Source organism: Nonomuraea sp. NPDC003727 (genome assembly GCF_053586935.1).
In genome coordinates this window covers 195,604-208,276 of the sequence record NZ_JBSFNE010000014.1, presented here as the reverse complement: position 1 = coordinate 208,276, position 12,673 = coordinate 195,604, and the positions used below count along the sequence as shown (strand labels likewise).

Annotated in this window: 10 protein-coding genes; 4 read left to right on the top strand and 6 right to left on the bottom strand. The window is 73.9% G+C overall.

Annotation, left to right across the window (positions count from 1 at the left end):
* Positions 1–34 precede the first annotated feature (34 nt).
* Positions 35–1,483: a WS/DGAT/MGAT family O-acyltransferase gene (locus ACWDLG_RS32750; RefSeq protein WP_449927572.1), complete on the top strand. Its 1,449-nt coding sequence runs from the start codon at positions 35–37 to the stop codon at positions 1,481–1,483.
* A gap of 220 nt (positions 1,484–1,703) precedes the next feature.
* On the opposite strand, the gene ACWDLG_RS32745 is transcribed toward ACWDLG_RS32750, so the two are convergent.
* The 5 genes from ACWDLG_RS32745 to ACWDLG_RS32725 form a co-directional block, all read right to left on the bottom strand.
* On the bottom strand, positions 1,704–2,426 hold the full coding sequence (locus ACWDLG_RS32745) for an alpha/beta fold hydrolase (protein WP_449927569.1): 723 nt from the start codon (positions 2,424–2,426) through the stop codon (positions 1,704–1,706).
* Positions 2,427–2,636: 210 nt separating this feature from the next.
* On the bottom strand, positions 2,637–3,593 hold the full coding sequence (locus ACWDLG_RS32740; protein WP_449927566.1) for an alpha/beta hydrolase: 957 nt from the start codon (positions 3,591–3,593) through the stop codon (positions 2,637–2,639).
* Positions 3,594–3,682: 89 nt separating this feature from the next.
* Positions 3,683–4,657: an alpha/beta hydrolase gene (locus ACWDLG_RS32735; RefSeq protein WP_449927563.1), complete on the bottom strand. Its 975-nt coding sequence runs from the start codon at positions 4,655–4,657 to the stop codon at positions 3,683–3,685.
* Positions 4,658–4,695: 38 nt separating this feature from the next.
* The gene (locus ACWDLG_RS32730) at positions 4,696–7,446 is read right to left on the bottom strand and encodes an AAA family ATPase (RefSeq protein WP_449927560.1); all 2,751 of its coding nucleotides are present in this window, start codon (positions 7,444–7,446) and stop codon (positions 4,696–4,698) included.
* A gap of 139 nt (positions 7,447–7,585) precedes the next feature.
* The gene (locus tag ACWDLG_RS32725) at positions 7,586–8,179 is read right to left on the bottom strand and encodes a TetR/AcrR family transcriptional regulator (RefSeq protein WP_354907239.1); all 594 of its coding nucleotides are present in this window, start codon (positions 8,177–8,179) and stop codon (positions 7,586–7,588) included.
* A 119-nt stretch (positions 8,180–8,298) separates the two neighbouring features.
* Between ACWDLG_RS32725 and ACWDLG_RS32720 the strand changes: the two genes are divergently transcribed.
* Both ACWDLG_RS32720 and ACWDLG_RS32715 read left to right on the top strand, forming a co-directional pair.
* A complete protein-coding gene (locus ACWDLG_RS32720) occupies positions 8,299–8,856 on the top strand; it encodes a TetR/AcrR family transcriptional regulator (RefSeq protein ID WP_449927556.1) in 558 nt (185 codons plus the stop codon).
* Between the two features lie 194 nt (positions 8,857–9,050).
* A complete protein-coding gene (locus tag ACWDLG_RS32715; protein WP_449927553.1) occupies positions 9,051–10,574 on the top strand; it encodes an MFS transporter in 1,524 nt (507 codons plus the stop codon).
* Positions 10,575–10,704: 130 nt separating this feature from the next.
* On the opposite strand, the gene ACWDLG_RS32710 is transcribed toward ACWDLG_RS32715, so the two are convergent.
* Positions 10,705–11,694, bottom strand: coding sequence for an alpha/beta hydrolase (locus ACWDLG_RS32710; protein WP_449927550.1), 990 nt, complete (start codon positions 11,692–11,694; stop codon positions 10,705–10,707).
* Between the two features lie 35 nt (positions 11,695–11,729).
* Between ACWDLG_RS32710 and ACWDLG_RS32705 the strand changes: the two genes are divergently transcribed.
* Entirely contained in the window at positions 11,730–12,656 is a 927-nt protein-coding gene (locus ACWDLG_RS32705; RefSeq protein WP_354907244.1) for an aldo/keto reductase, read from the top strand.
* Positions 12,657–12,673: the final 17 nt, after the last annotated feature.

Genomic DNA, 12,673 nt, shown 5'->3' with positions numbered 1-12,673 from the left:
GGCACGATGGACGCATCGTGCAGAGGGAGGCCCGATGACGCAGCTGACCGCGCTCGACGCGCAGTTCCTGAGTGCCGAGTCCGCGACGACCGCCGCGCACGTGGCGGGGGTGGCGATCCTCGACCCCAGCTGCGCTCCGTCGGGTGCGATCACTCGTGCGGGCCTGGCGGAGCTGCTGCTGGAGCGGCTGCACCTGTCGCCGGCGCTGAGCCTGCGGGTGACCGGCGTGCCGTTCGGGCTGGACCTGCCCTACTGGGCGCCCGACCCCGGTTTCTCCATCGACAACCACCTGTTCGAGGTGGAGCTGCCCGCGCCGGGCGGCGACGCGGAGCTGGCCGAGACCGTCGCCGCGCTCCACATGCGCCATCTCGACCGCGAGCATCCGCTGTGGGAGATGCACCTGATCACCGGGCTGGCCGATGGCAGGGTCGCCGTCTACACCAAGGTCCACCACGCCGCCATCGACGGCGTGTCCGGCGCCGAGACGCTGGCCGCGCTGCTCGACCTCTCCCCCGAGCCGCGCACGGTCGAGCCGCCCTCGTGCCCGCCGCCTCCGGCGCCACGGCTGCTCGACATGCTGGCGGGCGCCGCCGTACGGACCGCCGCCCATCCGGTCAAGGCGGTGCGCTCGCTGGCCAGGGCCGCGGGCGACCTCGACGCGATCCCCGTCGTCGCGACGCTGCCGGGTTCCCGGCTGATCGCCAGGGCCGCCAGGTTCGTCACGGGCGACGACCGGCCGCGCCCCGAACTGCCGTCGCTGTCGGCGCCGCGCACCCCGCTGAACGGCCCCATCAGCGGCGAGCGCCGCTTCGCCTTCGGTTCGGTGCCGTTGAAGGAGGTCAAGCAGGTCGCCAAGAGCTTCGGCCTGAGCGTCAACGACGTGGTGATGGCGATCTGCGCCTCGGCGCTGCGGGCGTGGCTGGACGAGCATGGCGCGCTGCCCGGCCAGCCGTTGATCGCCGCGGTGCCGGTGGCCGTGCGGACGGCGGGGCGCGACTGCGCGCGCAACCAGATCTCCGCCATGATCACGCCGCTGCCGACCCACGTCGCCGACCCGCGCGAGCGGCTGCTCGAGACGGGCGAGACCATGCGCACGGCCAAGCGCAGGTTCGCGATGTCGCCGGCGAGCTGGCTGAGCGAGCTGTGCGCGATGCTGCCCGCGCCGATCTCGGCCCTGACGCCGACGGTGTTCAAGCTCGCCTCGGTGGCGCGCCCGGCGATCAACCTGATCATCAGCAACGTGCCGGGGCCGCAGTTCCCGCTGTACCTGTGCGGGGGGCGGGTGCTGTCGTACTACCCGGTGTCGGTGCTGACCGATGTCAGCGGCGGGGTCAACATCACCTGCTTCTCCTACGACGGGGCGCTCGACTTCGGCGTCGTCGCCTGCCCGAACCGGGTGGACGACGCGTGGCGGCTGATGCACCACCTGCGGACGGCGATGGACGAGCTCACCGCGCTCACCCGCGACCTCGCCCCGGTGTGACCGTCACCTCGGCGGCACGACCCGCCTCCCCGTACGGCGGCGCGTGAAGGTCACGGTCGAACCAGCGCGCGGCGGGGCGCCGCGCGAGGCCGGGTTCGCGTCAGGCCGGCCGGGGCCGGCGGGGTTCGCGTCAGACAGGGCCGGGCCGGCGGGATTCGCGTCAGACAGGGCCGGGCCGGCCAGGCTCCTGTCGGGCAGGCCGGAGCCGGCCTGAGTCGTGTCAGGCCGAGGTGCCGCGGACGGCGTCGAGGATGATGGCGGCCACCTCTCGCGGCCGGGAGACCGCGACGGCGTGCGACGCGCCCTCGACCTCGACGATCGTCGCACCCGCGCGCTTGGCGCCGTACCGCTCGACCTCGGGGTTGATCGCCTGGTCGGCGGAGGCGACCAGCGCCCAGGAGGGCTTGGTCTTCCACGCCGCCGCCGAGGCGGTCTCGGCGAAGGCGCCGGCGGCCAGCGGGCGCTGGGTCACCGCGAGCACCTTCGTCGCCTCGGCCGGGACGTCGGCGGCGAAGATCTCGGGGAAGGCCTCCGGGGTGATGGTGACCTCGACCGCCGGGTCGCCACCCGCGACCGGATAGGTGGCCTGCCGCAGGTTGGCGACCAGCGGCGAGGCCGGGAAGCGGCCCTGCAGCTCGCCGAGGCTCTCGCCTTCTTCGAGGACGTACGCGGCGATGTAGACGAGGCCGACGACGTTCTCGGTCACGCCGGCGACGGTGATGAGCGCGCCGCCGTACGAGTGGCCGACCAGGATGACCGGCCCCTCGATCTGGGCGGCCACGGAGGCGATGTACGCGGCGTCGGCGGCCAGCCCGCGCAGCGGGTTGGGCGGGGCGACGACGGGGACGCCCTGCGCCTGCAGCTCGGCGATCACGCCCGACCAGCTGGAGGAGTCGGCGAACGCGCCGTGCACGAGGACGACGGTGGGGGTGGTGCTTGCCATGAAGGTTTCCTTTCTGTGCTGTACGGCACGCGGAGCCGCGCGCCGGCCGAGGCCGGTGCGGCACGGGGGGCGCAGGCCGTCAGGAACGCGCCGGCGTGCGGCGTCGCACGCCGTTCAGGGGCGCACGGCCCGCGCGGACGCGAGCCGTACGAAGCGGACAGGTCAGGGGCGCACGGCCCGCGCGGACGCGAGCCGTACGAAGCGGAGAGGTCAGGGGTGCAGGGCGTCGCGGAGGAACTCGCCCGCCTGGCGGGTCGCCGACGTCGCCGCGTGCGTGTCGCGCATCGCGTTGACCATCACGAAGTCGTGGATGATCCCCTGGTAGCGCACCGCCGTCACCGGCACGCCCGCCGCGCGGAGCTTGGCGGCGTACGCCTCGCCCTCGTCGCGCAGCACGTCGGCCTCGGCCACGATCACCAGCGCGGGCGGCAGCCCTGCCAGGTCCTCCAGGGAGGCCCGCAGCGGCGAGGCGGTGATCTCGGCGCGCTCCTCGGGCGAGGTCGTGTACTGGTCCCAGAACCACTTCATGCCGTCGCGGCTGAGGAAGTATCCCGACTGGAACTGCTCGTAGGAGCCGGTGTCGAAGTTCGCGTCGGTGACCGGGTAGAACAGCAGCTGCGCGGCCAACCTGGGGCCGTTGCGCCGCTTGGCCATGAGCGTGGTGGCCGCGGTCATGTTGCCACCGACCGAGTCGCCCGCGACCGCGATCCGGGTGGGGTCGAGGTCGTGCTCGGCGCCGTGCTCGGAGATCCACACCAGCGTGGCGTAGATCTCCTCGATCGCGGTGGGGTACTTCGCCTCGGGCGAGAGGCTGTAGTTGACGAACACCGTCGCGGCCCCCGCACGGGTGGTGAGCTCCCGCACGAGCCGGTTGTGGGTGTGGGCGTTGCCGAACACCCAGCCCGCGCCGTGGATGTAGAGGACCACGGGGAGGACGCCTTGGGCGCCGGCCGGGCGGAAGACGCGGATCGAGACCTCGCCCGAGGGCCCGCCGGGGATGGTCAGGTCCTCGATGTCGGCGTCCGGCACGGGGACGTCGCCGTCCTGGACGGAGTCCACGGCCTTACGTCCCTCGACCGGGCCGAGGTCGTAGAGGAACGGCGGGTTCTTGGTCGCCTCGACGAACGCCTGCGCGGCGTCCTCGAGGACGGGCTTGATGTCGTGCATGAAGCTCAGCCTGGCGATCCTTCATGCGGGACGCATCAGTATGTTGACTGTCCTTTTCGGATGAGGCCGCCGAGCGGCTCCACCAGGGCTCAGCGCCCCGTCCCCAGGGACTCCCGCAGGAAGGTGCCGCCCTGCCGGACCGCTGTACGCGCCGACGGGCTGTCCCGCACGGCGTTCAGCGACACGAAGTCGTGCACCGTTCCCTGGTAGCGCACCGCCGTCACCCGTACGCCGGCCGCCAGGAGCCGCCGCGCGTACAGCTCGCCCTCGTCCCGCACCACGTCGGCCTCGGCGGTGACGATCAACGCCGGCGGCAGGCCCGCGAGCGCCTCGATGCTCGCCCGCAGTGGCGAGGCGGTGGGCTCGGCGGCGTCCCGGGGATCGTCCAGGTACTGTTCCCAGTACCACTCCAGCGCCTCCCGCGTCAGCAGGTAACCGGAGGCGAACACCCGCCGCGAGGAGGTGTCCGCGCGCGGGTCGACGAGCGGGTAGTACAGCACCTGCGCCCGCAGCCGGGGCCCGCCGCGTCGCTTGGCCAGCATCGTCAGCGCCGTCGCCATGGTGGCGCCCGCGCAGTCACCGGCGACCGCCAGCCTCCGCCCGTCCAGCCCCAGGCCACCGGCGTGCTCGGCCACCCAGGTCAGCAGGGCGTAGGACTCCTCGACGGCCACCGGGTATCGCGCCTCCGGGGTGCGGCTGTACTCGGGCACGACGAACGCCGCTTCGCTGCGCTCGGCCAGCTCGCAGATCAGCCGCGCGTGCGTCTGGGCGTCACCGAGCATCCACCGGCCGCCGTGGACGTAGAGGACCGCCGGCAGGTGCCCGGCCGGCCGTACCGGCCGGAACACCCAGAAGCCGACGAGCCCGGACGGCCCGACCGGCGCGACGCGGAACTCGACCTCCACCCCGAAGTCGTCGCGCGGGTGTCCCTGGCTCTCCAGCAGCGCCTGCCGGCCGTCCACCGGCCCCAGCTGGTGCAGGTACGGCGGCGCGGACGACGCGTCCACGAGCCGCTGCACCAGCGGATCGAGGACGACGCGACGATCCTCGGAAGCGGATCCCACGGGCTCACCTCTCGTTCGTCACGGCTGCGAAGGCTCGATCACAGGTCGTCGAAGAAGTCGCGCAGCTGGTGGCGGCTGCTCACACCCAGTTTCGGATACACCTGGTACAGGTGCGAGCTGATCGTGCGCGGGGACAGCATGAGCTGCTCGGCGATCTCCCGGTTGCGCAGCCCGCGCGCGGCCAGCCGGACGATCTGCTGCTGCTGGGCGGTCAGCTCGGACAGCGGATCGGGGTCGGCGGGCGTGGCGGCGGCGCCCGCCGCCCGCAGCTCTCCGCGCGTCTCGTCGGCGAGGCCGGACGCGCCGAGCCGGGTGAACGCCTCCAGCGCCACGGTGAGCAGCCCGCGGGCCTCCAGGGGGCGCCGCTTGCGCCGCAGCCACTGGGCGTAGTGCAGCCGGGCCCTGGCTCGGGCCAGCGGCCATTCGTCACCGGCGGGGTTGACGACGGCCAGCCGGAAGTCGCGTTCGGCCTGCTCCGGGTCACCGGCGAGGGCCGCGGCGTGGTGCAGCAGCAGCGTCATGCGGGTGGTCGGCTGGGGGCCGGCGGCCTCGCGCACCGCGTCGATGATCGGCGCCACCTCCTCCTGACGGCCGATCCGCTGGGCGGCGGCGGCGAGGTCGGTGATCGAGCGGGGCGACAGGAAGTAGTGAAGCGGCGCGCCGTCCGTCCCGAAGAGCTGCCGGAAGTGGCGGAACGCGCCGTCGAAGTCGCCCGCCGCGGCGGCCGCCGTCCCGGCGGCGTGCAGCAGCCGGGCGTGGGTGGCGCGGTTCTCCTCCAGGGCGACGGCCGTCCACTCGGGGTCCTCCGGCATGCCGCCGGTGGGCCGGCCGCGCAGGGCGCGCAGCGTGACGCGCAGCGCCTCGACGTCGATCTCGACGTGCCGCCACTTGTGGACGGTCGCGAGCGTCGCCGCCTCCGCGAGCAGTTCGTCGGCCTCCGCCCAGCGGCCGGTGTCGATCAGTACCGAGGCCATCGGCGTGAGGGACTGCGCGGTCACGCCCATGGCGCCGAACGCGCGGTACATGGCGAACGCCTGGCGGAAGGACGCGACGCACATGTCCGATTCGTCGGCCCAGTAGCTGATCCCCCCGAGCCCGTGCAGCCGGGTCGCCTCCACCACGCCCGTCGACGCCGGCGGCGGATTGCGCCGGCCGAGCCGCTGCGCCATGACGGGGGCGATGGCGACCGGGTCGACCGCGGCCTGGACCACGGCGCGCACCGCGTCGAAGCTCGCGGCCTCCGCCAGCTCCGCGTAGGGCGACTCGTCCGGCCCGGCCTCGACCCCGTCGAGCAGGTGCGCCAGCACCCGCCGCACCTCCGGCAGCCCGGACTGGAACGCGACCGCCACCAGCGCCGACGCCACGGCGAGCGCCGTCCTGCCGTCCGTGGGCCGGTCGCGCTCGAACGGCTGCATCAGCAGCCGGAACGCCTCCCGCTGGCGGCCCAGCAGCGACAGCGCCATGCCGGCGCAACCGGCGGCCATGCCGAGCAGGTCGGGGTCCCGCGTCAGGGCCGTGACCTTCTCATAGAGCTCGCGGACCCACGAGGAGTCGCCCGCGTTGTTCATGACCCTGATCGCCTTGGCGTACCGTCGCGCGCGGTCCTCTGTCGCCGGGCTGCACTCGGCCGCGCGCTCCAGCGCCCGCGCGGCCGCGAAGAGGCCGCCGCGCCGCTCGGCGAGCTCCGCGCTGTCCTCCAGCGCCGCCGCGACGGACTCGTCCCGTCCCTGGCACGCGAAGGCCAGGTGCCAGGCGCGGCGCCCGGGATCGGCGCCCAGGACGGCCGCGAGGTCCGTGTGCACCCGCTGCCGCTGATGCGCGGGGGCGCTGTAGTAGGACCCCGCGCGCACGAGCGGGTGACGGAACGCCACCCGGCCGTCGGCGATGACGATGAGCCCCGCCTCCTCGGCCGGCGCCCACGGTCCGAGGTCCTGGCCGGACCCGGCCGCCGCCATGATCGTGTCCAGGTCGCCGTGCTCGGAGGCGGCGGCGTAGAGGACGAGCCGCTGGGTTGCCGCCGGCAGCGCGCGCAGCCGCGCGGCGAACATCTCCTGGATGCGCTGCGACTGCGGGAGCCCGCCGCCCGGCCACGCGTGCCCGGCCCGTACGGCGTGGCACAGCTCGATGATGGCCAGCGGGTTGCCGGCGGCCTGGTCGAGCAGGTCGATGCGGCCCCGTCCGGTGGGCGGCTCCGGCTGGGCGTCCAGCAGCCGCGCCGACGCCTGGCGGCTCAGCGGCGCCAGCGCGAGAGTGGGCAGGTCGGCGGCCAGGCCGTCCGGCCGGGTGTGCCCACGCGCGCCGAGCAGCACCGTCACGGGCTCGGTACCGAGCCGCCGCATCACGAAGGCGAGGACGTCGAGGGAGTCGCGGTCGAAGTGCTGGACGTCGTCGACGACCAGCAGGACCGGCCGTTCTCGGGCGACCCCGGCCAGGAGACCCAGCACGCCGACCCTGAGCACCATCGGGTCGTGCGGCCGGGTGGCGGGGACGATCCCGAAGGCGGTCTCCAGCGCCTCCCGCTGGTGCGCGGGCAGATCCCCTGCCCTGGGCAGCAGCGGCACGAGCAGCTGGTGCAGCGAGGCGAACGACTGCTCCGCCTCCGCCTCGCATCCCCGTGCGGCGAGCACGAGGGTGCCGGCGTCTCGCGCGTGCTCGGCCGCTACCTCCAGCAGCGCCGTCTTGCCCGTGCCTGCCTCGCCGAGCAGCAGCATGGCAGCGGCCGCGCTGCGCCCGGCGTCGATCGTGTCGACGAGCCGAGCGATCTCGGCCCGCCGGCCCACCAGCGTCATCCGCTGTCCCACCTGTGCTGCCCCCGTTTCGTGTGACCGGGCGCGTCCGCGTGCCCGAACCGCCATCATCTCGGACAAAACGCCACAAAGTCACACTGGCGGTGTCCGCACGGCGGGGCAGGGACGGGGTGGCGGGGGTTCAGACCAGGGAGTGGGCGATGAGTTCGGCGACGGCGTCCGGATCGATCTGGTGGCCGGTCAGCTGGCAGAGGTTCTCCTGGTAGAGCAGCACCGCCGCGAACGTCGCCGCCGCGACCTCCAGCCGCGCCCTGTCGCCTCGGCTGCCGGGAAGCGCCAGCTCCAGGGCGAACCTGGCCCGGCCGATCAGCTCGCCGTTCAGCCTCCCGAGCCGCTCGCGCACCGACCCGTGCGTGTCGGCCTCCCTGAACAGGATGCGGCGCATCGCCGGTGAGGCGCGCAGCGGAAGCCGCCGGGCGAGCTTCGACAGCGTGCGGGCCGGATCGCCGGGGACGGCGTCGACCTCCTTCACCTCCTCCACCAGCGTCCGCTCGTCCACCAGCGCCACCAGGACGTCGATCTTGCGCGGGAAGTAGTGGAACAGCAGGCCCTTCGGCACCTGCGCCAGCTTGGCGATCAACGAGGTCGGCGTGGCCGCGTAGCCGCCGCCCGCGAACAGTTCCTCCGCCGCGTCCAGGATCCGCGTCCTCGAGTCGCTTGCGTCGATGGCCTGGTGGATGGGTGCCGCGTCAGGCGGCGAGGAGGTCTCGTGCACAGCCCGAACATAACCAAGGCCCCGCCGCGCGAGCCCTGCCGCCAAGGGGAGATCACCGTTTTTGACGAGATGGTGTAGCGTTTGAGACATTAGTGTCGCAAACGAGACGGAGGCGTACGATGGCGGTGACCGAGGAGCAGATCGTCACGGCGGCGATCCATCACCTCAACACCAGGCCCACCGCCTCCATGGCCGACCTGGCCGAGGCCGCGGGCGTCAGCAGGGCGACCCTGCACCGGCACTTCTCCAGCCGTGACGACCTCCTGGTCGCCCTGGGCAGCCGGGCACTGGCGTGCTGGGAGGCGGCGCAGGACTCCGTCGGCATCACCGCCGCGGCGGCCGAGAGCGACCCCGACCGCCTGCGCGGCACCCTGAGCGACCTGCTCACCGCGCTGGTCGACGTGGCCGACGAGCACGGGTTCGCGCTGACCGACCACGCCATGAGCGTCAACCCCGGCCTGCTGCGCCGCGCCGACGAGCTGGAGGATCGCGAGATCGCGCTCTTCGCCGCCGCCCAGCGGGCCGGCGTCCTGCGCGCCGGGCTGCCGGTGCGCTGGATCAGCAACGCCTGGTACGGCCTGCTCGTCGGCGCGCGGGAGAGCCTGCGCAGGGGCGACGTGGCCCGCAGGGACATGCCGGCGCTGCTGGTCGAGACCTTCTTCCGCGGGGCCGGCTGACCGGCTCCCCCGGGTCGGGCTGACCGGCTTCCCCGGGACCGGCCGGCCAGCGGACCAGCTCCGCCCGGGACCTGCGGGCAACGGGTCCCGGGCGGGCCACCGCCCCGGCGGGCAACTATCCCGGCGGGCAACGGCCTGTCCCCCGGCCGACGCGAGACCCTGCGACCACCGGACCGGCTGAAAGGAACAGCCCGATGACCACCAAACGCCGCTGGGCGGCGCTGGCCGTCCTGTCGGCGAGCCTGTTGCTCGTCGTCATGGACCTGACGATCCTCAACGTGGCGCTGCCGGCCATCTCCGAGGAGCTGCGCCCCGGCGCGATCGAGCTGCTGTGGATGGTCGACGCCTACTCCCTGGCCGTGTCAGGGCTGCTGGTCACGGTCAGCGCCCTCGGCGACCGGTGGGGCCGCAAGCGGATGCTGATCAGCGGGTTCGCGCTGTTCGGGACGGCGTCGGTCGCGGTGGTGCTGGTGGACAGCGGCGCCGGGCTGATCGCGGTCCGGGCCCTGCTCGGCGTGGGCGGCGCGATGATCATGCCGTCGACGCTGTCGATGATCCGCACCGTCTTCACCGACCCGAAGGAACGGGCCACCGCGCTCGGCGTCTGGTCGGCGATGGCGGCGCTGGGCGGCGCGCTCGGCCCCATCCTCGGCGGGCTGCTGCTGGAGGCGTTCAGCTGGCACGCGGCGTTCCTGGTGAACGTCCCGGTGATGGCCCTGGCGATCCTGGCGGGGCTGATCCTGCTGCCCGAGTCGCGCAACCCGCGCCCCGGACGCTGGGACGCCCTGGGTACGCTGCTGTCGATCGTCGGCATGGTCGCGCTCGTCTACGGCATCAAGCACGCCGGGCAGCCCGTGGGATGGATCGCGCTCACGGCGGCCGCGGTGACGCTGGCCTGGTTCGTGCGACGCTGCCTGACCAGGAGGGACCCGCTGCTGGAGATCCGGTTGTTCGGCAGCCCGTCGTTCGGCGCGGGTACGGTGGCCGCGCTGACCACCTCGATCGCGATGGCCGCGATGATGCTGCTGCTCGCGCAGTGGATGCAGCTCGTCATGGGCTACTCACCGTTGGAGACCGGCGTGCGCATGCTGCCGACGGCCGTCGGCGCGTTCGTGATGTCGCCGCTGGCGCCCGCGCTGGCGGCCAGGATCGGCGCGCGGACGGTGCTGGCGGGCGGCCTGCTGGTGGCCGGGGTGGGCTTCCTGGTTCTCTTCGTGGCGCCGAGCCCGCTCGGCTACGGTCCCGTCGCGCTGTCGCTGCTGCTGGTGGGCGCGGGCATGGGGTCGCTCGCCATCGCCTCGGCGGTGATCATGGCGGGGGCGCCGCCGGAGAAGGCGGGCAGCGCCGCCGCGATCGAGGAGACCAGCTACGAGCTGGGCGCCGCGCTGGGTGTGGCCGTGCTCGGCAGCGTCGCGGCGGCCGTCTACCGGGCCCATCTGGTGGTGCCCGACGGCCTGCCCGCGCATGCCGTACAGGAGTCACTGGGCGGCGCGCTGGAGGTGGCGCGCGAGGCGGGCGCCGCGGGGGCGGCGCTGGCGCGCCAGGCGCAGGCCGCCTTCACCGACTCGCTCGCCGTCACGGGCGCCGCGGGAGCCGCGCTGATGCTGGTGGCCGGGGTCGTGGTGTGGTGGCTCACGCCCCGCGCGCTCGCCCTCACCGACCACGCCGAGCCGGGTCCCCAGGAGTCCGGCCGGCGGCAGGAGCCCGCCGAGCGGTGAGGAGACGGCGAGCAGCCGGGGCCCGCCGAGCAGCAGGGACACGGCAGGCGACACAGACACGACGACCGGCGGGGACACGACGACCGGCGGGGACACGGCGACCGGCGGGGACACGGCGAGCGACAGGGGCTCAGCGAGCGCCGATGGCGCGCATCAGCAGCGGGAAGGCACGGTGCAGTTCCCGCTGCCAGTGCGCGTGATCGTGCCTGCCCGGATAGAAGTGCGTCCGCGTGGGGATGCCGAGCTCGTCGAGCCGGGCGGCGAACGCCTTGGCCGCCTTGCCCGCCAGGTGCTCGGCGGGATCCTGCCAGAACTCCGCCGTACCCGAGGCGACGTACAGCGTCACGCCCCTGAGCCTGCCGGCCTGGTCGTAGGGGTTGTGCGCGCGCCAGATGTCGCGCTGGGCGTCGGGGTCGCCCCAGATCCGCTTCCAGTCGGTGCCGAAGCAGCCGACCGTGGTGCCCGCCATCACCGCCTGCGGCACTCCCTGCTCCAGGATGTGGACGGCGCCGCTGAAGGAGGCCGCCGCCTGGAAATGGCCCGCGGCGGCGTACAGCATCGCGCCCTGCCCGCCCATCGAGTACCCGGCGATGGCGCGCTGCTTGCCCGCGCGGTAGCGGGACTCCAGCAACGGCAGCAGCTCCTTCAGGTGGTAGGTGGCCCAGCGGGGGGCGCCGCCCGCGCCGCCGTTCCACCAGTCGGAGTAGCTGCCGCACCTGCCGCCGTCGGGCATGACGACGATGACGCCGGTGTCCCTGGTCAGCCGGTCGACGTCGGTCCTGGCGGTCCACGAGGTGTAGCTGTCGAGGCCGCCGTGCAGCAGCCACAGCGCCGGCCAGGTGCGGTCGGCGTCGCGCGACCAGCCCTCGGGCAGCAGCAGCCGGACCCTGGTGGTGGCCTCCAGCGCCGTGGACTCGATCGTCAGCTCCATGCGCCGCTCGTCGAGCCGCTGCTCGGTGACCCTGCCGATCCCGGCGGAGGCCTCCGGTACGGCGGGCGTTCTCGGCGGCGGCCGTTCGGGTGGTCGCCGGGCACCGCCGAGGAGCACGCCCGCCGCGACCACGACGGTCAGGACGGCAAGGACGATCAGGCCGCCCGCCACCATGACCCGGCCCGCCATCCGGCCTCCTTATGAGACCCGCGCATAATAGCCCGGTGAGAACGATCAGCACCACGGCCCTGTCCGTGTTCCCTCTTTGCCTGGGCACCAACACCTTCGGCTGGACCGCCGACCGGGAGGCGTCCTTCGCGATCCTCGACGCCTACGTGGCGGCGGGCGGCAACTTCATCGACACCGCGGACGTGTATCCGAGCTGGGCGACGGGCGAGCCCACGTCGGAGATCATCATCGGCGAGTGGATGGCCGAGCGCGGCAACCGCGACTCGATCGTGCTGGCCACGAAGGTGGGCATGCTGGCCGGTTTCCAGGGCCTGTCGCCCGCCACCGTCCGCACCGCCGTCGAGAACTCGCTGCGCCGCCTGCGCACCGACCGCATCGACCTGTACTGGGCGCACGTCGACGACCGTGACACCCCGCTGGCCGACACGCTGGCCGCCTTCGACGCGCTGGTGCGCGAGGGCAAGGTGCGCTACCTCGGCGCGTCCAACTACGAGGCGCCCCGCCTGGCCGAGGCGCTGCGCGTCTCCGACGAGGAGGGGCTGGCCCGGTACGTGGCGCTGCAGCAGCACTACAACCTCGTGGAGCGCGGCTACGAGGGCGAGCTGCGCGACGTCGTGGCGCGCGAGGGCCTGTCGAGCACGCCGTGGGCGGGCCTGGCCCGTGGCTTCCTGACCGGCAAGTACACGCCCGGGGCGGTCGTCGACAGCCCGCGCGCCGAGAGGGCCGGGGAGTACCTGAACACCGAGCGGGGACCGCGCGTGCTGGAGGCGCTGGCCACCGTGGCCGCCGGCCGGGGCGTCGAGCAGGCGTCGGTGGCGCTGGCCTGGCTGCTCGCGCAGCCGACCGTCGCCGCTCCGCTGGCAGGCGTGCGGGAGGCGGCCCAGCTCAAGCCGCTGCTGGACGCCGTCGAACTGCGGCTGAGCGGCGAGGAACTGGCCCTGCTGGACGCGGCCTCCCGCTGAAGCGCGCCGGCCGTACC

Bases quoted from the DNA above. Each gene is read 5' to 3' on its own strand.
- ACWDLG_RS32750 (WP_449927572.1), top strand. From the start codon at position 35: ATGACGCAGCTGACCGCGCTCGACGCGCAGTTCCTGAGTGCCGAGTCC.
- ACWDLG_RS32745 (WP_449927569.1), bottom strand. From the start codon at position 2,426: ATGGCAAGCACCACCCCCACCGTCGTCCTCGTGCACGGCGCGTTCGCC.
- ACWDLG_RS32740 (WP_449927566.1), bottom strand. From the start codon at position 3,593: ATGCACGACATCAAGCCCGTCCTCGAGGACGCCGCGCAGGCGTTCGTC.
- ACWDLG_RS32730 (WP_449927560.1), bottom strand. From the start codon at position 7,446: ATGACGCTGGTGGGCCGGCGGGCCGAGATCGCTCGGCTCGTCGACACG.
- ACWDLG_RS32720 (WP_449927556.1), top strand. From the start codon at position 8,299: ATGGCGGTGACCGAGGAGCAGATCGTCACGGCGGCGATCCATCACCTC.
- ACWDLG_RS32715 (WP_449927553.1), top strand. From the start codon at position 9,051: ATGACCACCAAACGCCGCTGGGCGGCGCTGGCCGTCCTGTCGGCGAGC.
- ACWDLG_RS32710 (WP_449927550.1), bottom strand. From the start codon at position 11,694: ATGGCGGGCCGGGTCATGGTGGCGGGCGGCCTGATCGTCCTTGCCGTC.